The 24,492-nt window shown below is 34.6% G+C and carries 20 protein-coding genes; 11 read left to right on the forward strand and 9 right to left on the reverse strand.

Going from position 1 to position 24,492, the window contains the following annotated elements; translation table 11 throughout:
• The first annotated feature begins 38 nt into the window (after window positions 1-38).
• Complete coding sequence (gene proC / locus M0051_RS10035; RefSeq protein WP_306741403.1) at window positions 39-836, forward strand: pyrroline-5-carboxylate reductase; 798 nt, start codon at window positions 39-41, stop codon at window positions 834-836.
• 53 nt (window positions 837-889) lie between these two features.
• On the opposite strand, the gene M0051_RS10040 is transcribed toward proC, so the two are convergent.
• A complete protein-coding gene (locus tag M0051_RS10040; protein WP_306741404.1) occupies window positions 890-2,947 on the reverse strand; it encodes a PKD domain-containing protein in 2,058 nt (685 codons plus the stop codon).
• A 199-nt stretch (window positions 2,948-3,146) separates the two neighbouring features.
• Between M0051_RS10040 and M0051_RS10045 the strand changes: the two genes are divergently transcribed.
• A complete protein-coding gene (locus M0051_RS10045; protein WP_306741405.1) occupies window positions 3,147-3,527 on the forward strand; it encodes a response regulator in 381 nt (126 codons plus the stop codon).
• On the opposite strand, the gene M0051_RS10050 is transcribed toward M0051_RS10045, so the two are convergent.
• From M0051_RS10050 to M0051_RS10070, 5 genes are read right to left on the reverse strand one after another with little or no spacing between them, the layout of a single operon-like run.
• Window positions 3,524-4,708 (reverse strand): SpoIIE family protein phosphatase, encoded by a 1,185-nt coding sequence (locus tag M0051_RS10050; RefSeq protein WP_110359012.1) that lies wholly within the window; start codon window positions 4,706-4,708, stop codon window positions 3,524-3,526. The genes M0051_RS10045 and M0051_RS10050 overlap by 4 nt on opposite strands.
• Entirely contained in the window at window positions 4,708-6,561 is a 1,854-nt protein-coding gene (locus M0051_RS10055) for a [Fe-Fe] hydrogenase large subunit C-terminal domain-containing protein (protein ID WP_306741406.1), read from the reverse strand. The genes M0051_RS10050 and M0051_RS10055 overlap by 1 nt, the downstream gene beginning before the upstream one ends.
• Window positions 6,562-6,598: 37 nt before the next feature.
• Window positions 6,599-6,850 (reverse strand): NAD(P)H-dependent oxidoreductase subunit E, encoded by a 252-nt coding sequence (locus M0051_RS10060; protein ID WP_306741407.1) that lies wholly within the window; start codon window positions 6,848-6,850, stop codon window positions 6,599-6,601.
• A gap of 30 nt (window positions 6,851-6,880) precedes the next feature.
• Window positions 6,881-8,065, reverse strand: coding sequence for a SpoIIE family protein phosphatase (locus M0051_RS10065; RefSeq protein ID WP_306741408.1), 1,185 nt, complete (start codon window positions 8,063-8,065; stop codon window positions 6,881-6,883).
• Window positions 8,066-8,090: 25 nt separating this feature from the next.
• On the reverse strand, window positions 8,091-9,800 hold the full coding sequence (locus tag M0051_RS10070) for a [Fe-Fe] hydrogenase large subunit C-terminal domain-containing protein (protein ID WP_306741409.1): 1,710 nt from the start codon (window positions 9,798-9,800) through the stop codon (window positions 8,091-8,093).
• 409 nt (window positions 9,801-10,209) lie between these two features.
• Here M0051_RS10070 and M0051_RS10075 point away from each other — a divergent pair, with 409 nt between their 5' ends.
• Window positions 10,210-11,436: a PQQ-binding-like beta-propeller repeat protein gene (locus M0051_RS10075; RefSeq protein ID WP_306741410.1), complete on the forward strand. Its 1,227-nt coding sequence runs from the start codon at window positions 10,210-10,212 to the stop codon at window positions 11,434-11,436.
• 53 nt (window positions 11,437-11,489) lie between these two features.
• Window positions 11,490-12,695 carry a hypothetical protein gene (locus M0051_RS10080; protein WP_306741411.1) on the forward strand — a complete coding sequence of 402 codons (1,206 nt, stop codon included), beginning with the start codon at window positions 11,490-11,492 and terminating at the stop codon, window positions 12,693-12,695.
• 151 nt (window positions 12,696-12,846) lie between these two features.
• On the opposite strand, the gene M0051_RS10085 is transcribed toward M0051_RS10080, so the two are convergent.
• Window positions 12,847-13,563, reverse strand: a complete 717-nt coding sequence (locus tag M0051_RS10085; RefSeq protein WP_306741412.1) for a hypothetical protein — start codon at window positions 13,561-13,563, stop codon at window positions 12,847-12,849.
• Window positions 13,564-14,569: 1,006 nt separating this feature from the next.
• Between M0051_RS10085 and M0051_RS10090 the strand changes: the two genes are divergently transcribed.
• From M0051_RS10090 to M0051_RS10100, 4 genes are read left to right on the forward strand one after another with little or no spacing between them, the layout of a single operon-like run.
• Entirely contained in the window at window positions 14,570-16,216 is a 1,647-nt protein-coding gene (locus M0051_RS10090; protein WP_306741413.1) for an ATP-dependent endonuclease, read from the forward strand.
• Window positions 16,207-16,878, forward strand: coding sequence for an SLATT domain-containing protein (locus M0051_RS19780; RefSeq protein WP_373568310.1), 672 nt, complete (start codon window positions 16,207-16,209; stop codon window positions 16,876-16,878). Before M0051_RS10090 ends, M0051_RS19780 begins: the two co-directional genes overlap by 10 nt.
• 13 nt (window positions 16,879-16,891) lie before the next feature.
• The gene (locus M0051_RS10095; protein WP_306741414.1) at window positions 16,892-17,092 is read left to right on the forward strand and encodes a hypothetical protein; all 201 of its coding nucleotides are present in this window, start codon (window positions 16,892-16,894) and stop codon (window positions 17,090-17,092) included.
• A 15-nt stretch (window positions 17,093-17,107) separates the two neighbouring features.
• Window positions 17,108-18,058, forward strand: a complete 951-nt coding sequence (locus M0051_RS10100; RefSeq protein WP_306741415.1) for an endonuclease/exonuclease/phosphatase family protein — start codon at window positions 17,108-17,110, stop codon at window positions 18,056-18,058.
• A 53-nt stretch (window positions 18,059-18,111) separates the two neighbouring features.
• Here M0051_RS10100 and M0051_RS10105 read toward each other — a convergent pair whose 3' ends face one another.
• Window positions 18,112-18,489: a RidA family protein gene (locus tag M0051_RS10105; RefSeq protein WP_054719985.1), complete on the reverse strand. Its 378-nt coding sequence runs from the start codon at window positions 18,487-18,489 to the stop codon at window positions 18,112-18,114.
• Window positions 18,490-18,561: 72 nt separating this feature from the next.
• On the opposite strand from M0051_RS10105, the gene M0051_RS10110 reads away from it, so the two are divergent.
• Window positions 18,562-19,128, forward strand: coding sequence for an aminodeoxychorismate/anthranilate synthase component II (locus M0051_RS10110; protein WP_306741416.1), 567 nt, complete (start codon window positions 18,562-18,564; stop codon window positions 19,126-19,128).
• A 52-nt stretch (window positions 19,129-19,180) separates the two neighbouring features.
• Here the strand turns inward: M0051_RS10110 and M0051_RS10115 are convergent, their stop codons facing one another.
• Window positions 19,181-21,760 (reverse strand): putative LPS assembly protein LptD, encoded by a 2,580-nt coding sequence (locus M0051_RS10115; protein WP_306741417.1) that lies wholly within the window; start codon window positions 21,758-21,760, stop codon window positions 19,181-19,183.
• A gap of 213 nt (window positions 21,761-21,973) precedes the next feature.
• Here M0051_RS10115 and M0051_RS10120 point away from each other — a divergent pair, with 213 nt between their 5' ends.
• Together M0051_RS10120 and M0051_RS10125 are read left to right on the forward strand one after the other, a co-directional pair.
• Window positions 21,974-23,128 (forward strand): N-acetylmuramoyl-L-alanine amidase, encoded by a 1,155-nt coding sequence (locus tag M0051_RS10120; RefSeq protein WP_306741418.1) that lies wholly within the window; start codon window positions 21,974-21,976, stop codon window positions 23,126-23,128.
• A gap of 64 nt (window positions 23,129-23,192) precedes the next feature.
• Window positions 23,193-24,419 (forward strand): MlaD family protein, encoded by a 1,227-nt coding sequence (locus M0051_RS10125; RefSeq protein WP_306741419.1) that lies wholly within the window; start codon window positions 23,193-23,195, stop codon window positions 24,417-24,419.
• Window positions 24,420-24,492: the final 73 nt, after the last annotated feature.

Consider the following 24,492-nt stretch of genomic DNA (forward strand, 5'->3'; position numbering starts at 1 on the left):
ACACCTTCTGCCTGATTAAATCAAATAAAAATAGACAGATGAAAAACGAAAAGATTTGTGTTATTGGATGTGGTAACCTTGGTAAATCAATCGCCAAAGGATTATTGGAACATGAAGATTTTAATTCTGAAAATGTTATTGCAACCAGAAGAAAGCTCAAACTGATAGAAGATTTAAAATCACAAGGTGCAGAAATTACCTCAGATAATCTTTATGCAGTTAGGAACTCTAACATCATTTTAGTGGCCGTTAAACCCTATAATGTAGATAAGATCATTAACGAGATTAAACCTGAAATAAAAGAAGGCAAGCACATTTTGGTTTCATTGGCTACTGGTTTAGGTACTAATGAAATATCCGAGATGCTAGATAATAAAATTCCAGTATTTAGAGCCATGCCAAATATTGCTGCAGATATTGGAGAATCAGTCACTTGTATTTGTGGAAAGAATTCCTCAGCCGAACATACTCAAAAGGTAAAATTCATTTTCGATGCAATAGGTGAAAGTTTAATCATTAATGAAGAATTAATGGAGGCTGCTACAATACTGGGAGCTTGTGGCATTGCATTTGTCTTTCGTTTTATTCGTGCTATGATTCAGGGAGGTATTCAAATTGGATTTGATGCAAACACAGCCAACCAAATTGTTTCGCAAACTGTAAAAGGTGCTGCCAAAATGTTACAGGAAAACAGCAATCATCCTGAATCGGAGATTGACAAGGTTACAACACCAAAAGGTTGTACAATTGTTGGATTAAATGAAATGGAACATCAAGGATTCTCCTCATCACTAATTAGAGGAATTGTTACATCATTCGAGAAAATAGAAAAGTAACATGAATTTATAAGTAAAAATAAAGCCATTCAGTTAAAGAATGGCTTATTCATCTATTTTACAAGGAGTAGTTTGCGTTTTAAAATCTCACCATCCACATTCATTCTTAGAATATACATTCCAGCCGAAAGCCCTTTTAAATTAAATTCTAAAGTATTGCTAAAATTTGGTGTAACTCCATTCCTCACTTTCATACCAGTACTTGAATATACACTCCAGCTTATTTCGCTATATATAATTTTACTAAGATCAACTGTAAACTTGTCCACAGATGGATTTGGATAAACCGATAAAAGCTTGTCATAGTTCATTTCAATCTGTTTTGAAGTACTTGTGCTTCCACAATCATTTGTACCTGTCAAACTCACAGTATATTCACCATAGTTAAGATACTCATGACTTGGGCTAAATTCATCTGAGGTATTTTCATCTCCTAAATTCCAAGTAAATGAATCAAAATCTACCGATTGATTAATTAATGTTAGCTTTCTTTTTTGTATTGTATAATCAAAACTAAGTTTTGTTAAGTCAACAACTTTTACATCTCTATTAATGTCTATATCAACACCATTTGACCTATAGCTAAGTTGTATTGATTTATTCCCCACGGAGCTATAGGATACATTATGAGGTCCAGGGCCTACTGCTTGAGTTGGTGTGGCATCCTCACCAAAATCCCATTGCATATTTTCAGCTCCTTCATTAACAATTGCTTCTACTGTAAAATCATTCCCAACACATTTGCTACTGGCATTAATTTTAAAAGATGGATCATATCCGTTTAAAGTTTCCACTCCAAAATTCATTGGATCCAACCAATGCTTTAACTGCTCATTTATATTTGAATAATTTGCCCAACTTTCTGAGAATTTCGCATAATAATCATTAACGGAATTACCACAACTTGCATCACCACCTGTTAAATCTCCAATAATTCTATGGTTCTCATCAAAAAGAGGTGATCCTGATGAACCTCCTTCTGTAGTTCCAACTTCCCAATTTAAAATTTGCCAGCTTGTATTCTCATCAAAAGTGTATCGAGCATCCGAATAGGTAGCAGTAACAGGTGCGTCAATATCAAGCGAAATCTTTTTAGCATCTCCACTTGGATGATGGATACATGTTGTATTCACCGGAACTCTTCCTGATCTATCCCATCCTGCATAATAAGGAGAATAAGATAAAGGAGGTTGCACAGAAAGCTCTAAGAGCGTAAAGTCCAAATTCGAAGTTGTAGCTCTTAATGTGGAACCTGAAATTGATTGAGATTTCTCACCATCATTACCTCCACACTCAGAGTTTTCATAATTAAAATAGAAAATTGCAGCATCTGCTACTTCTTGTTCGTGTATTACATGGTAAGCCGTTAACAAATAAGGCGTCCCATCCTGTCGGGTATTGTTTACCAATGCTCCAGATGCAATCCACCCATTGTATAAAATATGACAAACAGATCTTTTTTCTGTTTGCCAACCATTTCCTTCTGGGCAATTTATATCAACATTACATTCACCTGATGCCTTTACATTGCTCCCTTTTAGTAAATTGAAAACATTTTTATAATCATGCAAAATTGTTTCGATAGCCAATTCTGCAGGAAATTCTACTTCTGAAGGTTCTATATATTCAATTGTAAGCTCATCACCTTTTAAAGGTTCAATAGAAAATTTACCTGAATTCTTGTTATTCTCATGCGTATAAGAACCTAAAACTTTATTAGACTGATCATTATAAACAAATAATTGAGCTCCAAATGGTATTCTGAATTCTGAAAACTCTACCCCCAAAGAATATGCACCTTCAGATTTTACCGAAAATCTCCAAACTCTTCTGCCATCGATTAGTTCTTCCCAAACTCCATCCTTTTCAATATTATAATCTACATTAAATGAATAAGCGTATTGGGCATGCTTTAACTTTACACCAAAATTACGATCACTTTCTATAATAGATTTTGATATCGCTTTGAATTTTGAGAGTTCAACAGGATTAGATTTGGCCGCTGCGTATTTGAACAAAGGCTCTCCTCCATGAGAAATTTGTGCTTTTACAGCAATTGAGAGAAATAAAAGACTTAATACAAGTCCTGTTCTGGTTAGTTTAAATATCATGAGATTTAAAATAGAGATTTCCAAAAATAACAATAATGCTGATAAAGTCAATCCGCAAAAGCTTATAGTCACCCTAATTAATTCCGCTATCCGATAATTATCTTAAAAAGAATATTTCTATGATGGGTAGAATCCACACATTTTTCAAAAAAAATAATTAAATTTGATAACCGAATATTAAAAACCTATTTTACTCCTTATGAGCACGGAGACATTTAATTGGTCTGAAAAAACCATTCTTATTGCTGAAGATGTTGAATCCAATTTCTTATTTCTGGAAGAAGTAATTGGAAGAACAGGGGCTAGTATTCTGTGGGCTACAAATGGTCAAAATGCCATTGAAATGTTCACACAAAACGACATTGACCTAATACTTATGGACATCCAAATGCCATTGCTAAATGGTTTTGATGCCACCAGAGCAATCAAAAAAATAGATCCTAAAATTCCCGTTATATCGCAAACAGCGTATGCCATGGCAGAAGACAGAGGAAAAAGTATCGCCGCTGGTTGCGACGATTATATTTCTAAGCCAATTTCAAGTAAGAAGCTATTAAGTCTTATAAATAAATACCTCTAAATAAAGGTTAGGCTAACATCTTTTAAAAACTTCTCTTCCAATAGACTAACAATCTTTTTCACCACCGTTCTTCTAATTTCAAGTTCTACAGGCAAACTTGGATCTTGATGAGCAAAATTAATACGAGTTCCTGATATAATTGAAATCTTATCACTCTGTAACAAATAATGCACAATTTGATCTGCAGGTCCATCTCCAAGATCATAATCAATGGTATATTCATCCAGAATGCGTGCAACTTTTCCTATGGTAAGAATCCCTTCAGTAACCAAATTGATTCCTTCCATATATGAAGCTGGTGGCAATTCAGGATCAGTAATTTTCATACCTGCTGCAAATTTTAAATTTAATTCACGGGCAAGTATTTCAGCAGTGGTACCTCCACATATAATTTTCTTCCCTTTAAAGTGGTAAACACGCATTGCATATTCAGAATCTTTATCCTCTTCGAATGGTGGTCCGGTACATATTAATAGCTTTCTTGGTTCTCTGTAATAAATTACACCTGCACTAGTATCATCTTTAGGTTCGTCATTGTCGTTTCGAGAAGCTTTCTTCACCAATTGCAATCCTAAATTTCTGGCAGATATAAATGGAGTTGTTCTTACAATATTCTTCACGTAATTCAATGCATTCTCATGCCCCCAACCAAAGGGCAACTCTCTACTTCCCATCCCCGATTGCATAATACCATCTGACCAAAACAAGACTCTATCCTCTTTTCGCGCAGTAAACGAACAAGTTCTCAACTGTTTCCCTTGATTCTCTTCACTATCAAGAGTAATTGTTCTCCAACCTGGATCATAAACTTCTGCTCCCCGCATAACCACACAACATGGATTATCAAACTCTATGATCTTAGTTGTTCCATCATATTCAATATCAATAACGGTAAAAGTAGAATAGCTAACCTTACGAACACTGCAAACAGGAAGCGTATTCATTATAATCTCTGCAATAGATATTACATCTTTATGCTCCGCTGTAAAATTCATTGCCATGGAAGCAGTAAGTGTTGCCAAAACATTAGCTTTTACGCCACTTCCCATACCATCACTTAAAACTGCAATTGTTCTGTTTTCCTCCTTAATTCTTCTCGAAAGAAAAACATCACCACAAATCATATCTCCATGATGGAATAACTGCTGACAATCTATATCAATGTGAAATTTATCTTCCATTATTCTGAATTTTCTTTATCCCCTGGAGTGTGAGATTTGATAATTGAATTCATTAATTTCTCAGTCTTAGAGGCACTTTCTCCAAGTAGAAATGCAATTTGCTGAACCGTTTGCAGGTTTTCCTTTATTACAGCTCTTGCCCTACCTATCACCTCTTCTTTTCTCACTTCAGGAGCATATAAATCACGGATAATTCCACCTACAATCTTGTTTTTCTTAATCGTAAATACCGATACATTAAATAGAGCATTCCCATAATGAACATCTTTATTTAAAATATCTTCACCATTAAGAATAACTGTTGAAAACAACTTGTGGAATGGAATTAATTTCGTTAAGTCTGCATCAACTAAACCTGGAATAATTTCACTTAGCATGCTTGCTTCATCACCCAATAAATTCACAAAACTGGTATTGGATTCAATAACCTTCAGGTTTTCGTCCACTATTACAACTCCCGAAGGTAATTTTTGCAACATTGCAGATACTGTTTCTGAGGCTTCTTGAGCTATGACTCTTTCCTCATTGGCTATCCTCTCCGATTCTTTTAATGCTGTTTTGGTCTGTGAAAGCTTAGAGTTTGTAATATTGAGTTTTTTGATTACAGAATTCATATTCTTGATGGTATAAGAAGAGCACATCTCAAAATTTGCCAAACCTTGACATTTCGCAATGGCAAATTCCCGGCATGATTCATATCCACATGAGCCACAACCTAACTGGTCTTCTACCTTCTCTTTTCCCATTTCTACAAGAACTTCATGTACTTCTTCTTCCGAAGGAACTGGAAGATTTTGTCCTCTCGATTTAAAACCTCTATTAAGATCTAAACTCTTGTATTCATCAATTTCTTTCTGCCATTGTTCCTCGTCAAAAGTTTTTAATCTTTTTCGTACATATCTAATAACCTGAGATCTTCTTGAAAACTTACGACCTCCAGCTGAAGTTCCAGGTCCCATAATACATCCTTCACAATAAAATAAATCCAAATGCTGATTTAAATTGTGCTGAGTTTTAAACTCATTTATGGAACGCAAAAAGTTATTTCTTCCTTCGGTGCTGATTATCCCACCATTTAACATGCTAACATCAATGTCAGCAGCCTGGAACAAACCATGACTAATTGGAAATAATCCTCCTAAACGAGCAAAAGGTGGATCAAATTCTGAGAACTCTACAGAATTCTCTGTTATATCATATTCTCTAAATAATTTTCGAAGTTCAACAAAACTCAGTACTGCATGAATATCCCCATCCGAACCATTAAAAAACTTCACATCATTTTTACTTGCAACGCAAGGCGATAAAGAAACTACTTTTACATTTTTTCCATATTTTTTGCGCACAACCTTTGCCATTGCAACATTTGGCGGTACAATAGGTGCAAGATTTTCAACCAAATCAGGGTGAAAATTCTCTACTTGATTTACAAGTGCCGGACACTTTGTTGATATGTAGTATTTACCATGGAAATTATCAAAAAGGTTCTTGTACTTGTAAGCAACCAAATCAGCACCAAATGCAGCTTCAACCACATAGTCGAAACCCAAAGCACGAATCATTCCTACAAAGTTTCTATAATCTAGAATATCATCGAATTCACCAGAAATACTTGGATCACAAATCGCAACAACCGGATCGTTACCACTCAATAACATCTTAACCTGATCTTCGGAATTACGATATTCAATTGCATTTTGAGCACAAACAGTCACACAATTTCCACACCCAATACATCTGTTCCCAATGATATGAGCATAATCATTCTCTATTTTTATCGCTTTGGCAGGACAAACACGAATGCAAGTATAACTTAGGTTACACTTGTCCTTATTGGTTAGGATTAAAGGCATAATACGGGAATTTTAGGGGTTATAACTAAAGCATGATTTAAACAAGGCCAAAAACCCCATTCAATATTTCTATTACACCTTCAGGGTCAATTTCCTCGTATAATTCATCATCAATTTTAAGAATGGGTCCTTTGGCGCAATTGCCCGTACAAAGTTCTCCATGAAAAAAAACCTTATCTTTTAATCTATTTTCTTCCAAGTAAGTATTAATTGCTTTAAGAGCTTTACCATTACCTCTGGAAAAACATGAACTTCCCAAACAAATAGTGATTTCAATTTTCTCAGCCATCTAGTTTATTGTTTTGTTATCTAGTACAGTTTAAATATAGCTAAGATCTACTTCTTTTAAAAACTTTTCCTCCAGCAAGGCAACGATATTCTTTACAACGGTCCGCCTAATTTCCAATTCAACAGGAAGTTTGGGATCCTGATGTGCAACATTAATTTTGGTTCCATTAATGATAAAGATCTTGTCACTCTCCAAAAGGAGTTTAACAATTCTATCGGCAGGACCGTTTCTCAAAACTGTATTTTGATTGTAATTGCTTAAGGTTCTATGCACTTTCCCCAATGTCAATATCCCTTCTGTTACCAAATCTACCCCTTCGATAAAGGAAACCGGAGGCAATTCACTATCGCAAATATTTAAATCAACTTCTATTGGTTTTTGCAACTCTCTCGACACAATGCCAGCAGTTGTTCCACCGCATACAATTTTTGTCCCCTCAAACTCACACATTTGCTTTACCAGCTGCACATCTTTCGATTTTTCGTAAGGAGGTCCCGTACAAATCATCAAATTACGAGGTTCGCGGTAATATAAAACTGCACAAGAAGTATCGTCTTTAGGCTTATTACTATGGTTTGCACAAGCTCTTTCCACAATATCATTTCCCAAACGGCGAGCCGAAATGTATGGCTGCTTTCTAATCAAAGCTTTTGCAAACTGATCCACATTTTCCATTCCCCAACCAAATGGCAAACGTTTGGTTCCCATCCCCGAATTGGTAACTCCATCAGAACAGAATATAATTCGATCCTCCTTTTGTGCTTTAAATCGATATGAATAAAGTATTTTACCCTTATTGGCCTCTCCTTCAGGATGTAATTCTTCACATTCAGGCTTATAAGATTCCAATCCCCTTAATATCAAACAATCAGGATTGTCATAGCTAATAATCCTGGTATCACCATCACACTCAATTTCTACAATGGTAAAGGTCGAGTATCCAGCTTTTCGTTTGCTGCAGACAGGCAAAGTTTTCATGATAATTTCAGCAGCTTTTCGGATATCCTTGTTCACCTTCATGTAATTCAAAATCATTGAAGCTGTTAGTGTAGCCAACACATTGGCTTTTACACCACTGCCCAAACCATCGGAAAGTACCAGTATGGTTCGGCCTTCATCCTTCAACTTTCGCGACATAAAAACATCACCACAAATCGATTGGCCTACCTGATTTCTTTGCTGACATTCAACCTCTATGTAAAAATTATCTTGCATATCCGTTCAGCTTTAGCTTTGTTTTTTATTCTGCTGGCTTATAAAATTCCACAATCGAATTCAGCATTTCCTCTGTTTCCGATGCATTTTCTCCAAGCAAGTATGCAATCTTCTGAACTGTTTCCAGATTTTTCCTATTTACAGTTTTTGCCCTGTTTACAACCTCTTCCCTTTGAATATACGGTTGCGACATATCTCTAACAATTGCCCCAACAATCTTATTTTTATGGATACTGAATATGCTTACATGCAGCATTTTGTTCTCATGCTTTATATCACGTTCCAAATTATCAACTCCTGTTGTTAAGGCTGATGCAAACAGTTTATGAAATGGAATTATCTTTTTCAGATCAGCATCTACCAATCCAGGTATAGTTTGATAAACTTCTTCAATCTCTTCGCCTAATATTCCTGCAAAACTTTGATTGGCCTCAATAATTTTCAACTCATCGTTTACAATTACAACACCCGATGGAATTTTACGTAGCAAAGCAGAAGATTTATCCTGTGCAATTTTCCTCATATATGATACGCACATATTTGGTTCTGAACGATCCTCCAGGTAAGCCTCTGCAAACTCTCTACATGAGTTGTATCCACAGCCTCCACAATTGATCTCATCTTTATCAGAATACTTCCCAATCATGGTTAGAGCTTCTTTTATACTATTTTCGGAATGTTCATATTTTGGAATCGGCGAAATTGAATCAAAGTTTCGCTGAATGGAAAAATCAGCATTCAAAACAGCTGGCTTATCCGAGTCCAATTTATTGATTACCTCTAAACGTTTAATTGCTGTAGAATATTTTTTTTCAGCACCAGGTCCATTTACACAACCTCCCTCACAAGCCAACAACTCCAAAAACAGTTTGTTGGTTTTGCCATATTTATTTAAATCGCTTAAAACATTTTTAATGTTTCCTATGCCAGAGAAGGTCATGTAAACCGCATCGGTAGCGCTAACATTTTCTTTTATCCCCATGATCATACCTCCATCAATTGGATATAAAATACCACGTCCGGCTTTGCCTGGCATAAAACTATTATTAGCCTTATCTTCAGGAAATAAATATGGATCCAGATTCTCCTCCTCAAACCAATTCTTCAAATCAGTAAAAGTTAAGGATGCATCCAATAGTTGAGGAAATTCATCACTCTCTGCTTTCTTGGCTATACATGGTCCTATGAAAACAACCTTCGAATCGGGAGATTTTTCCTTTAAGTACTTGGCATGAGTTAACAAGGGAGACAAAAATGGAGTAATATTATCTTTAAATTCCGGATAATGTTTACAAATCATTTCAACTACTGAAGGGCAAGCAGATGAAATGTAAACACCATTCTCACCTCCATCAACATAACTAGCTACATGCTTTGAAACCTCCTGTGCCCCTAATGCCGTTTCCGAAACTTCTGCAAATCCTAGTTCTTTCAATGATGAAATAAACTGATCATCCTTTAGGTTAGGAAATTCGGTTACAAAAGAAGGTGCTATTGAAACAATGATATGATCTCCTCGATTAATCATTGCCTTTACTCGCTTCACATCGTCGCGTACTTTTTTTGCATTTACTGGGCATATTTGCGTACACGTACCACAATAAATACAATCGTTATGAAGAATTTGGGCTGAATTGTTCACCACCTTAATTGCCTTTAAGGTGCATTCACGTATGCACTTGTAGCAATCCTGACAATCGTTCTGTTCTGTATAAACTGGCTTTAAAACATCCATAAGATATAATTGAAATCACGTATCTCATTTAGCTTCTGCAAAGTTCAATATTTATGTTACCGATTGATCGAAACACTATCTGTTTGGGAACACATCTAAACTATTCATACTAGTTTTAAATAAGGGAATTCACAAAGATTATATCACTCCTTATTTTTATCAGAATCTTATTCTAAATAGAGCTATATTTTCATATAAAATTGAGTCGTTTGCGGACATTGATTGTTCACAGGCGAACAACTCTACAAAACTTCTTAAGAGCTACAATTTTATTAATTGGCTTATAACTTGTCACTTCTATTCTTCGGCTTGGTATTTGATAAATCAGTAAGATATAAATTGTGATATTCAATCACTTATCGCATTTTAAATCAAACCTAAAAGACTAATATCAAACAATAATAATCAAATGAAAAAGACGAATCTATTATTTACCATTTGCGCACTACTGTTTTCTGCGCTACTAAATCATGCACACTCTCAAGAAGTTTCAAATCAGGAATGGAATCAATTTAGAGGTGCAAACAGAAGTGGTTCTGCCGACAATGTTGAACTTACAAGTTTTACCGACAAGGAGCCCAAACTGGTTTGGAAGAAAAAACTTGGCGATGGTTTCTCAGAACTAACCATTTCCGGAGGCAATATCTACACCATGATTAGCGAAAGAAAGGACAGCATTACTGGTGATGAGTTTATTGCGGCATTCGATGAAAAAACAGGTGATGAAGTATGGAGAACTAAAGTTGACAACATGTTCTTCGATACTTTTGGCGATGGACCAAGATCTACTCCTGCAATTGGAGAGAAGAATGTTTACAGTCTAAGCAGCTATGGAAAACTAAGTGCCAATTCGAAAAAAGATGGTAAAACACTTTGGCAAGTAGATTTCATGAAAGAATATGGAAGTAAAATTCCACGTTGGGGATTTAGCTCATCGCCGGTAATTGTAGGAAACAATGTAATTGTTGAAGTAGGTGGTACCGATTCAAGAGCATTTATGGCTTTCGATAAAAAAACAGGTAAAGAGGTATGGAAAAAAGGAGAAGGAATAGCAACCTACAACTCACCTGTGCATGGTAAAATTAACGATAAGGAATGCATTATTTTTGCCAATGGCAGAAAAGTATACTCTCTTACAACTGCAGGCGATACTCTTTGGACATACAACTCTCCTATTAGCAATCCTACAGGAATGCCAATTGTGTTTGATGGCAACAAGATATTTATTTCGGCCGTTAGAAATCCTGGTTTTATTGTTCTTGAAGTGAACAACAATAAAGCAAAGGAAATATCGCGCGGTACCAGTATGAAAAATGACTACAGCTCATCTATTTATCACGATGGCTATGTATATGGTTTCCATGTAGCAGCTCTTCAATGCATCTCGGTTAAAACCGGTGAGAAAAAGTGGACCAAGAGAGGTTATGGTAAAGGCAGTTTAATTCGTATTGGAAATCAGCTATTGGTTCTTTCAGACAAAGGCAAACTAATACAGGTAAAAGCTACTCCTGAAGCCTATACCGAATTGGGCAACATTCAAGCTATTAATGGAAAATCGTGGACTGCACCTTCTTTTGCCAATGGAAAAATCTATTTACGAAATCTAACTGAAATGGCTTGTTACGAATTGAAATAATTCAGAAATTGAGTCTATCAAATCAAAAAAAATAATCAATAAAACATACCCACATGAAACTAAAAAAACTACAAGCATTCTTCCTCTTTGCTTTGTTTTTAACGCCAGGCATTCTTGTAGCTCAAACTGCTGAAGAAATTATAGCCAAGCATATTGAAGCACACGGAGGAGCAGAAAAATGGGAAAAGATAGAAGCCCTAAAAATAAAAGGTCGTTTTACCGCTTTTAGCCTCGAAAAGGACTTTACCAGCTACAAAACAAAATGTGGAGCCTATTATTCGGATTTGTATTTAGGCGAGCAGCATGTTTTCGAAGGATTTAATGGGAAATGTGGTTGGACCATCGATCCTTGGCAAGAGATTGAATACGCAAGAAACATCAATTCAAGCGAAACCAATGTTTTCAAACAAAAGGCTGAATTCTTTACTCCTTTTTTAAACTACAAAAAGAAAGGTCATAAGGTTGAATATCTAGGAAAAGACAATGTTGATGGCGAAGAAATGTTTGTGCTGAAACTTACACGTGAAGATGGCAAATCGGAAAAATGGTACCTGAACACCAAAACCTATTTGGAGTATAAGTGTGAAGCACCTTGGGTTGATTTTGCACAACCTGTGCCAGCCGAAATGTATTTCGATGACTTTAGAGAGGTTGATGGCATCATTGTTCCTTTCTTTATAGAACGCACCTTTTGGCAACGCGATCGCATCACTCAGATTGAAAGTATAGAACTCAATCCTAAAATCGATAAATCTTTATTTGCAATGCCTAAACGCAAAGAGATTTCGAAACTGGCTTTTATGGAAGGCGACTGGGATGTAAAACTTGAGTTTATGGGACGACGTGGCACCTATCGAGAAAGAGGAACTACCCAATCTTGCATTAAATTTGCTTCTACCAATATGCTGCAAGAGCAAATTAGCTACGAAAATGGATTCCCAAACAACCTAAGCATCAACTTTACCTACGATGCTGGAACTAAGAAATACAGAATCGCTGCATTCAACGATTTTACTTCAACTTTCGACATGTTCCAGGGAGAATTAAAAGACAATATTTTAGTAATGGAAGATACGCATGTTAGCTACTCCGATAAACCAAATGCTGCAAGAATGTGCCGTCAATTTACCTACACAAAAATTGACAACAACCAATTTACCGTAGAAAACAAAGTATCAACCGACGAAGGAAAAACCTGGAAACCACAGGCCAGATTAACCTACACAAGAAAAGTTGAAGATTCTTTAAGCAAGAAATAAATACGGATGAACCTTTATGAAATCCTCATTCTTTTCGGAGTTTGAGGATTTTTTTTACAAAAGAAAAACCCCGAGTTACCAAGTCGGGGTTTGGATTCAACACCAATCAACCATGACCAAAATGCTGAACCACAGAGCTTCATCCTATAAGCTATTCATTGTTTTGTTCCTCAGCAAGCACTTCTTCGGTAGTTTCTTCCTTTTTGCCATTAGCTGTAACAGGAAATTTAAACCACTTTAGCATCTCATCGTTACCTTCGTAAATATATTTTGCAGCTTTTACATATTTTGCCAGGCTTTCGTACAAAACATTTAAAGTTTCAATACGTTGTTCTGTTGCTCTGCCACGCTCAACCATACATTTGGTTTGCGCATCCATTAAGGCCTTTAAATTATTCTTTCGTTCATCAATTTTGGTAAACATATCTTCAGTCCAAGCCGTTTTCATTAACTCCTCTTTATGTAAGTTTACCATGAATTGGAAGTCCGAATAAAACATATACATGTTTTTAGCAGATTTACGTGCATCCAAGTAATCATTAAAGCCAAACTGATTCCAAATGTTCTTATCATTCGGAAATACCAGTTCAATATCAAACTTGCAGCGCTGATAAAGCTTAGCACACTCATCTACCTCCTTATTAATATTGTCGGTAGATTTTGCCTGAATATCAATATGAACCTTATCAGAAGGAATACTACTTGCAGCATTATACTGATCTTTTACTTGCTGCAGAGATTCTGACTTAAAGTAAGTTGAGAAGGATTCAAATTTTGAGTGTTCTTGTTCAAGTATACTTATGATTTGACTTGAAAAACTAACAAAAACAGCATCGGAACAGTTGTAAAGTCTTGTAGTACTAGTCATGTTATAATATTATTTAAGTAAGTTTTATTTGCAGTATGAATTTAAACACTAAATTTATTATGTCCAAATAATTTTTTAATTATTTTTTAACATCGATACTTTTTTCGCAATCTATTAAAATCTCTTTTTAATTGATTTACTAATATTTTACAACCATTAGCCCATAAATACAGACATTTTACAATTGCATATCAAAAACAAAATAAATCTATATTATAATTACTATTCACATGAATTATTTATTATTTTTTCACACCTATAGTTAAACTTTAAAGAAATTTCAAAATGATTTACATTATATATCTCATGATTTTTAAGGTGCGTATGAATTTTCTATGCCATAACTAAACTATTGCCTCAAACCTTTTATACTTCACTGCCGTGATATTCCTTCGTGTAGGTCTCTTATAAATACCACTTAGTCAATGATTGAAACATTCTCCTAATAGTTTAAAACGCTCCACCTCTATATTGCCTCGCTCCACCTTCCTGTTGATCTTTTGTTGTATCGTGTTATGATATTCTACTACTAGGCTGTTCACTGGCTTCAACATATTATAATCTTCCACCAATCGGTTGTAATTCTTTAATTAGATATTGCCTTATTCCATCAGCGTGTTATAATTTTTGTGTATTAGGTTGTTGTTTTCCACTGCTCGGTTGTAATTTTCCACCACTCGGTTACAATCTTCCACTGCTCGGTTGAAGTTTTCCATTGGGGCTACTTAGTTTTTATTTTGATTAACTTCGCAAAATACTAACACTGATTTGCAACATATTAGACATAATCAACAAAAGCATTTCCAAATATTAAATTATAAAGCGCAAATATGCCAACACAACAATGCCAATAAATAAACTACGATACAAACATCTTATTATCACATAGAGAAAAAATTTTATTAAATAACATTTCTTCAACCATGATGTATCTATCTTAATTTAGTAGATTTGAATATTGTTTAACCCAATTCTTAAATATTAACCATAACCCCTCTAACCAACAATGAAATTAAAAGGCTTTGGAATTAGCAATTACAGAAGTTTTGATGAAGAAGGAATTATATTAGAAGATCTTAAAAAGATTAACATTATAATTGAAAAAAACAACTGTGGAAAGTCTAACATTCTTCGATTTCTACACACATTAAACTCTAATATTAAAGATTTTAGAAATTTCCCAAACGACATTCAAAATCAACACCGTAGAAATGGTACTCCTTCAAAAATTATAATTAAACTCAAAGGAAGTGAACTTATCGTTCAACAAGATAACCTGCGTAGATTTAGAGATTGGAACTACAATGTTTTTCTGAATAAATCATGGAATCTATACTACGATCTTTTATCACAGGAAGTAAACTTACCCGAAGATTTTGAAAATTTAAGTAACAACCAATTAATTTCATTTCAGGGCAGATATTCGAGTGCTCCAACAGAAGACTTAAAAAAAGCGGTGATTGAAAATTGGTCCAATAAAATTAAGTCCATTATCAAGCTTGATTTTAGCGACTTAATATACATACCTCACTTAAGAGTTATACAAGAGGGTCATTCATTTGGGGATTCAAATTCGTCCATTAATGGATCAAATATCATTAGCAAAATGTTTGCAATGCAGAATCCTGAAATTGGTCACGAGAAGTCAAGAGATAAGTTTAACCTCATACAAAATTTCGTAAGAGAATTAATTAACAACCCCGAATTAAAAATAGAAATCCCATATACACAAAAAGAAATTGTTCTCACCATAGATGGTGTACGACAACCATTAGATGCTTTCGGCACGGGAATACATCAATTAGTTATCTTATGCAGTGCTTTAGTTATTCACGAAAACTCTATTGTATGCATAGAAGAACCAGAAATACATCTACATCCTGAGTTACAACGGAAATTTTTAAATTTCCTTCATAAAACAAAGAATACCTATTTTATAACCACCCATTCAAATACATTTTTAAATTCAAATAATAACACATCCATCTACCATGTTAAAAATGATGGGCTAAAATCTACAATACAATTAGCTACTAGAAACGACACCACATTTTCAATATTAAATGACTTAGGCTACAAATCAAGCGACATTCTGCAAACTAATGGTGTTGTTTGGGTTGAAGGTCCAAGCGATAGAACATATCTCCTTCAATGGCTAAAAATCCTTACCCCTGAACTGATAGAAGGAATACATTTCTCAATAATGTTTTATGGAGGAAGGCTTCTATCCCACCTTTCGTTCGAAAAAGAAAAAGTTATTTCAGATTTAATCCCTCTTCTAAAGTTAAATCAAAATGCGTTCGTGTTAATGGATAGAGATGGATTTACTAGTAAAGCAAAATTAGCCCAAACCAAACAAAGAGTTAAGGCAGAAATAGGAGAAAGAAATTATTGGGTTACTAAAGGTCGAGAAATAGAAAACTACCTAACAAAAAAATCACTACAAGGTTGGTTAAATCTTGACAACATAACAATTGATGAAAATACAAAACTTGAAAATCTTGTGCCTAAAAGTGCAAAAATCAAATACAACACATCTAAAAGCACTTATGCCAAACAAATTGCGGAACATATCACTATAGACGATCTCGAAATTCTTGACCTGAAAACCAAACTTAATCAATTAATCAAAACTATAACATCTTGGAATTAAACGACACTAAAATAAGCTTCAAAAAACCTAAAGGGAAATCTCATTTAGACAAAGATTTCCTTGAAGAATTAAAGCATAAAATATGGTCGACTAGAGGAAGTCGATTTCAAGCTGCAGATCGCCTAAATGCAAAAAACAAGTATTCACTACTTAGCACTAGTTTCCTATCTGCTTATTTAATCATATTTGGTTTGCTCTCTGTTTACGACCTCTACAACACCTCCGAGGTTTCAGATAATATCATTCCATTTACAATCACTTCTCTTTCAATCTTTTTACTAATATTCACACTATTTGAAAATTCAAAGAATTACACAAAAAGAGCCATCGATTATCACAACTGCGCTCTCGAGTTAGCTAGATTATATAACGAACTTCAATGTTTTAAGTCGTATAATGCAGATTGCCTTAAAGAAGATAGAAAATCATTCTCACTGGACATTCAAAATCGATATCAAAGTATACTTGAACAATATGACAATCACCTTCAAATAGACAATAAGATTTTTAAATTACAACACCTAGATTATTACGACCATATAAAATGGCACAATGTTGTATACATTAGAATGTCATATTTTATTCAAACATATTTTTGGTATATAGTTTCAATATTTACTCCTGGGATCTTTCTCGTTTATATTCTGCTAAAATTAAACTAAGCACTCTTAAACTATGAACATTATCTACATCATACTAATTGGCATTCTACACATATTCGCTTTGATAGATGCCATTAAAAATGTAAAAGAACGCAATGGTGCCTTCAGGTTATTATTGGCTTTCTTTCCACCTCTTTTAGGGCCAATCATTTATTTTCTGACCAAAAAGAAGAGCAAAAGGGAATTCATGAAAGGCAAAAGAAGATATTCCTAATAGCATTACCAAAAGATGAAAGAAAATCATACCATTGCATTTTATAACCTTGAGAACTTTTTCGATACCAAAGATGATCCGAAAAAGAATGACAATGATTATTTGCCTACCGGCAGCAACCATTGGACAGAGAATAGGTATATAAGCAAATTGGAACACATTACAGCTGCCATCGCATCTATTCAAGATAGCAAATTGCCAATAGCCATTGGTGTTGCCGAAATTGAGAATGCCACAGTTTTAAAAGATCTGATTTATCAGCCTGCATTTAAGGGGGAATACGGCTATGTACATTTTGATAGTCCGGACAGAAGAGGAATTGATGTTGCTCTACTCTACAATCAAAAAGAAGTAAAAATTTTAGCTTCTGAGAAAATCCCGGTTAGATTGAATGGCAATTCTCATTTTGCAACCAGAGACATTTTGTATGTAAAAACGAAAATAGAGAATGACATTATTCATTTTTTTGTGAATCATTGGCCATCGAGAGGCGAAGGCATTTTGGCATCGAATCCAAAACGCATTGCTGCTGCCGAATGCTTACACCAAAAAGCAAAAGCCATTCTTAACGAGGACACGGATGCTAAAATCGTTATCATGGGTGATTTTAACGATTTACCAGTAAGTAAATCCATCAGCAAACATCTACATGCCAAATCGCATAAAAACATTAATACTTATGAATTTTACAATCTTGCGACAATTCCTTACGAAAAGAAATTGGGTAGTTTGTTTGCCAAAAAACATTGGCTGATGTTCGATCAAATCATGATCAGCAGAGGAATGTTAAAGGGAGAAGGAATTAAAATAACAAGTCCTCGCCTTACCATTCATGGCGATAAAAGTTTGTTGTATTTCGATCAGGAAGCTGGAATCTATAAACCCAACCGAACTTATTCATATCACACCTATCACGGTGGAACTTCCGATCATCTGCCAGTATATGTGGCATTAGACAAAAACTAAAAAGGCTGCCAATCATCAAATTGGCAGCCCTTCATATATCTTTGTAAATGGTATTACTTCACAGCAATGGTTTCAATTTCAACCAAAGCTCCTAGAGGAAGATCCTTAACAGCGAATGCTGCACGTGCAGGACAATCTTCTTTGTAATATTCGCCATAAACTTCGTTCATTACAGCAAAGTTTGAAATATCGCTCAACAAACAAGTTGATTTAACTACATCTTTAAAGCTGTAACCGGCTTCTTCCAAGATGTAACCAATATTTTTCATTACTTGTTCAGTTTGTTCTTTAACACCACCTTCAACAAATTTACCAGTAGCAACATCAACAGGAAGCTGTCCTGAGATATATAAAGTTCCGTTTGCTTCTACTGCCTGGCTGTATGGTCCGATTGCCTTAGGCGCTTTTTCTGAATTAATACACTTTTTCATTTCAGTTAATAATTAGTATTTGTTAAAAATTCATTTATTTTGCGGTCGCAAAGTTAAAAGAAAAAAGTATTAATGAGAATAGCTATTATAGATAATTACGATTCATTCACTTATAATTTATCTCACATTGTTGAGCAATATTGTAACAGCTGCATTGTTATGAGAAACAATCAGGTTGATTGGGAAGAATTAGAAACATGTGATCGTATTATTTTTTCTCCTGGTCCTGGATTACCATCGGAGGTAAAGGTAATGGGAGAAATTCTGGACAAATATGCCGGGCAAAAAGCTATTCTGGGAGTTTGCTTGGGAATGCAGTACATTGCAGAATATTTCGATGCCAGCATTTACAATTTACTTGAAATTGTTCATGGAATCCCTAAAGCAACTATTATTACAGAACCTTCTGAAACCCTTTTTAAAAACATTCCGAACCCATTTAACTCGGGCAGATATCATTCCTGGGCTGTATCTCGTGAAAAATTTCCAAGTTGCCTTCGCATCACCTCTACCGATGAAAATGAAGTCATCATGTCGATACGTCATAAGGAGTTAGATTTATGTGGCGTGCAGTTTCATCCGGAATCTATAATGACAGAAAGAGGAAGTTTGATGCTGAAAAATTGGATTCTTGGATAAAAAAAAGAGCCGCAATATTGCGACTCCATTTTGTCCTTTATATTTTACTTTTCTAGAACTGAATATCCTGCCAAGCTTGCTTCTTCTCGTATTTAAGGTCCTGAAGTATAGATGAATCTACGTTAATCATGAAATTATAAGACTGATAGGTTCCGAACGGAATGGTATTGAATGACATCTTCCAACAGTGCAAATCTCTTGTAATTGTGAATTGAGTTGCCGTTACTTCTTTATCAGTAAAGTCATAACCCGATGAAAAGCTAACTTTCCATTTTGGAGTTAGGCTAAACTGTCCGTTTATACCTAAATTTTGGTTGATGGTTTTTCTGTTGGTTGGTTTCGAATAGGTCCATCCATAATCGATCGAAAATGACCATGGAATATCAAAATCTACATATCGAGGGTCACGCCATTTCTCAGGCTGATCTTCATCAGAGCCTCCACTATTGCCTTTGGTATTTGGATTCAAATCTTTCGACGAAAGGCTGAAACCAACATCAATAGATGCTTGTGTTAAACGAGGGCCAAATTCATCAATCTTTTGAGTCCTATTCGCATTCAACTTATAAGGATCAACTGTACCATTGAATTTCAGGTCCAATTTTTTATTAAAAATCTTAGTTCTCCCTGACATTCTTACATTTGACCAATTCAAAGAATCGGCAAACATATTATACGAAGTAGAAAATTTCAAGCTCTCCAGAATTTTCACTTTCTTCATATCCTCAAGGCCAGTTGTATCATTGGCTGTTCTAATTTTCGCTTCAATATTATTATCCAAACTCAAATTAATTGATCCTGATTCCTGAGCACCTGTTGGAGTACTATATATTCCTCCTTCAAAAATAGAATACTCTACATCTTTTTTTAGATTCTCGTCATAATATGTCCTGTAGTATTTACTTCTTGGCACACCAATCTCAGGTGTATAGCTAACACTAATAGATGGAGTCATTACGTGCCTAATTGCTGCCACCTTTGATGTTTCTTTAAACGTATACATACCATAAATCTTAGGACTTAAGGACAGAGAGGCTCCTGTGGAATAATTATGGGCATACCTGAATCCTTGAATAGTATCAATACGAACATCATTCTTAGCATCAGTATCAAATGTTTTTCGAATAGATCTGGTATACAGCACCCCTCGATAATTTAAAGTCGGAGATAGTGTTAAATCTTTTGCCAACTTAAAATTGGTGGTAATTGGAATGCTATGCTCATAACCATTTATCCAATCCTTTTGCAAAGAAGAACTCATCAAGTCACTTTCCTTCAAACCACTTTTAGTTCGATTTTCCAACTTAGATGAATAACTAACCCCTACCTTATCGTACCAGCGCAAATTTGAACTTTTTCCCTTCTTTCTAAAAGGGTAAATCTGAGTCATATTTAAAGACATATTTGGCAGAGTAAGTGAAATGGTTGTGTCTCGACTGTTTTGCGAATGACGCAAACTGGCATTCAAACTAAACGGACTATCCGCCCATTTCTTACTATACGAAATACTCGATTGTTTTTGGTTATTGGTAATCTCTCTAATCGAAGTTGAGTTATTTCTATCGTTATTGCTTGTGGATACATTAACCGAAGCAGAAAATGTTCTGTATGGATTTGCTTTCGCATCTTGGGAATGATTCCAGCGAATTGCAAAGTCTGTAGTTTCGTAATAATCCGGAAGACCTTTGTCTCCATACTTGTTAAAGTGATACTCGGTTTGCAAACTACCACTATATCGATATCTGTTTTTGTATTTTGATTGTACGTATGTTCCCCAAGAACCATTTGAGAAAATATCTCCGGTAACGGATAAATCCAAATAATCATTTATTGCCCAATAGTAACCACCTCCACGAAGGTTAAAACCTCTTCGTTGCTCCTCACCATAACTAGGAATTATAATACCTGAGGTATAGGTTGAACTAAATGGAAACAAAGCAAAAGGCAATCCTATAGGCAGTGGTACATCTTCTAAAACCAAATGTAAAGGCCCCGAAACAATCTTATCATCCTTTATCATCTTTGCCTTGGTCATCTTCACATAAAAATGAGGATGTTCATGATCACAAGTGGTATATTTACCATTTCTCAGATAAAATATCTTATCATCAATCTTTTTGGTAATTTGACTATGTACAAACCCACCTTCTTGTTCTGTTATTACTTCATTTACCAAACCTTTTCCTGTATCAAAATTGTACTTCAATTCTTTACAGGAAAACTCTTCCGATCCATCTTTAAACTCAGGCGTAAACACATAATTACCAGTTGAATCCTGAATACCATAAGCATATGCCTGTTTCTTTTCAAGATCCAGCTCGATATAATAGGCTTTTAACTCTGTTTGTCCATATTTTACAAAAGCATTTTTGGTAAGAAAAACCTGTTGTCCTGTTAATGAAAAAATAATAGTATCATCGCAATTGTATTGAACAACTGTTTCGAAAATTGGCTTTTTCTCTTGAGTTGAATCAACTGCCAAACTGTCTTGAACAAGCTCTATGGTATCTTTTTGTAACCTAACATCCTCTTTTAAAATCTTTTCGAGCGCATAGGAGCTAAAGTTGGCATGTAACTTGTCATTAGAATTTTTGTGATTAAAATTCTCAATAGCAAATATGTTCAGTGGCATTATCGTTCCAATGAAAAGAATAAAAACCTTTTGTAGTAATTTCAATTGCAATTTATATCTGTTATTTTTGTGAAAAGTTCTGATTTAATTTCGCACTGCTAGTTAAACTGCAGTTCGTGCTTAAGTCGCCAAAAATACAAATAAAAGTACTATAATCCCTAATCGAAATGAACTTGAAAAACATTTTTTAAGTTCTTTTATGAAATTTGCCCAATGAACATTAACTCCAATAAAATTATAAAACGATTATTTACAAGAACATCCCTTGGATTAATTCTATTCTTAACCATATGCAGTTTTGCAAATGGATTGTATGCCCAAGACCAATCTTACCATATTAAGACGGTAGTAATTGATGCCGGGCATGGAGGAAGAGATCCAGGGGCATTAGGAAAATCATCACGTGAAAAAGATATTGTTTTAAATATAGCATTGAAACTTGGCGGGTATATAAAGCAATATTTTCCGAATGTGAATGTTGTTTATACCAGAAAGACAGATGTATTTATTCCGTTAAATAAAAGATCGGAGATTGCGAACAAAAACAAAGCAGATTTATTTATATCTATACATGCCAATGCTAATAACAATTCCAGGATTAGAGGAACAGAAACCTACACGCTAGGATTACATAAAACAAAAGAGAACCTTGCAGTAGCAATGAAAGAAAATGCCGTTATGCAATATGAAGACGATTGGTCTACCAAATATGAAGGATTTGATCCTAATAATCCAGCATCATATATTATTTTTAATTTGATGCAAGGTGTAAATCGTGACAAAAGCATTAACATGGCAGAACTAACCGAATATCAATTTAAAAACCGAGTGGGCCGTCACTCCAGAGGTGTTAGAGAAGCTGGTTTTTGGGTACTAAAGCAGGTTAGCATGCCTTCTATTTTAGTTGAAGTAGGCTTCATATCAAATCCAACAGAAGAGAAGTTCTTAAAAACTAAAAAAGGACAAGATTATTTAGCCAGCGCAATTTTCAGAGCGTTTAGAGCTTATAAAGATAAAGTTGAGCAAACCAGTGTAGTTCTTCATAAGCAAAAGGAAAATGAGAAAAAAATCGAAAATGAAATTAATCAACTAGAAAACACTGCTGAACAAGTTGAATATTGTATTCAATTAAAATCATCCATCAAACAGATTCCTTTAAACTCAAGAGTTTTTAAAAATTTAAAAAACATCACAGAACGAAAAATAAATGGGACTTATAAATACACCATAGGTTCTACATCGAATTATTCAGAGATAGTAAACTTACAAAAGTCAGTGCGCAAAAAAATAAAAGACTGTTTTGTAGTGGCTTTCTACAAAGGAAAACGAATTTCTCTTTCAAAAGCAAAGGAACTTCAAAAAACATGATTAGTTTTACATTAAACAAACATGTGTATCTTGCGTACAATATCTATTATATAATGCAGTCTGTATGAAAATATCAAAAGATTCAATAATTGGCTTAGTTGTTATAGGTGCAATTGCAATTTTAATTTGGGGCATAAATTTCTTAAAAGGATTTAATATGCTATCATCCGAACAAAAATTTTGTGCCAAATACGAAAGAGTTGATGGATTAAAAAAATCCAGTCCTGTTACGTTAAGAGGATACAAAATCGGACAGATCAAATCCATTCAATTTAGTTCAAAGGCAGATAATCTAATTGTTGAATTTTCCATTTCAGACGAATTTCAATTACCTAAAGATACCGAAGCTCGGATTGTAAGCTCGGATATCATGGGAACAAAAGAGATACAATTACTCCCTGGTAAATCGAAACTAACTTTAAGCACCGGAGATACGCTATTGGGTAGCATGGAAGGTGATTTAAAAGAACAGGTGAGCATGCAAATGCTTCCTCTAAAAAGAAAAGCAGAAAACCTCATGTCAAGTGTTGATTCTGTTCTGACTGTTATACAATACATTTTTAATAAAGACACTCGCGAAAATCTTACTCGTAGCTTTAGTAGTATAGAGCAAACTTTTCAAAAACTTGAAAACACATCAGGAACTTTAGACACCATCGTTACGGGACAAAAAACTCATATGGAAAATATCATTTCAAATGTTGATTCCATAACCACAAATTTAAAAGAGAACAATAAGAACATCTCAAATATCCTTACCAACTTCTCGTCGATTAGTGATTCGCTAAAAGCAGTAGAAATTGCAGAAACCATTAACAATGCAAAGCTTACTCTAAAACAATCCAACGAAATATTAGAGAAAATCAATTCTGGTCAAGGATCAATGGGAATGTTGATTAACAATGATACCTTATATATGAATTTGGAGGCTGCTTCGAATAGCTTGACCAATTTGTTAATCGATTTAAAAAACAATCCTAAAAAATACATGCACTTCTCCTTATTCGATACCGGAAAAACGGTTTATATGAATTCAAACAAAACCAAAAAGAAATTAGACAAGGAGAAACAAACTCATTATAGAGTTCAAATTCTTTCATCCAAATCACAGGTTGATCTGAATGATCCAATTTTTAAGGGCTACAAGAAAATTGATGAGCTATATTATAATGGACTTTATAAATATACCTTGGAAGACACTCAGAACTATAAAGAAATTATAAGAAAACTTAAAAGAATTAAAGTAGACTTCCCGGATGCCTTTATTATTAAAATAACACCCGAGGATTAGCACTTCACTTAACCATTACTATTATAGTTAAACTCAAGCTCATTAACCTATTGATTTTGTTGGCTTAATAAGG

It is taken from the genome of Marinifilum sp. D714 (assembly GCF_030851345.1).
GTDB lineage: Bacteria > Bacteroidota > Bacteroidia > Bacteroidales > Marinifilaceae > Marinifilum.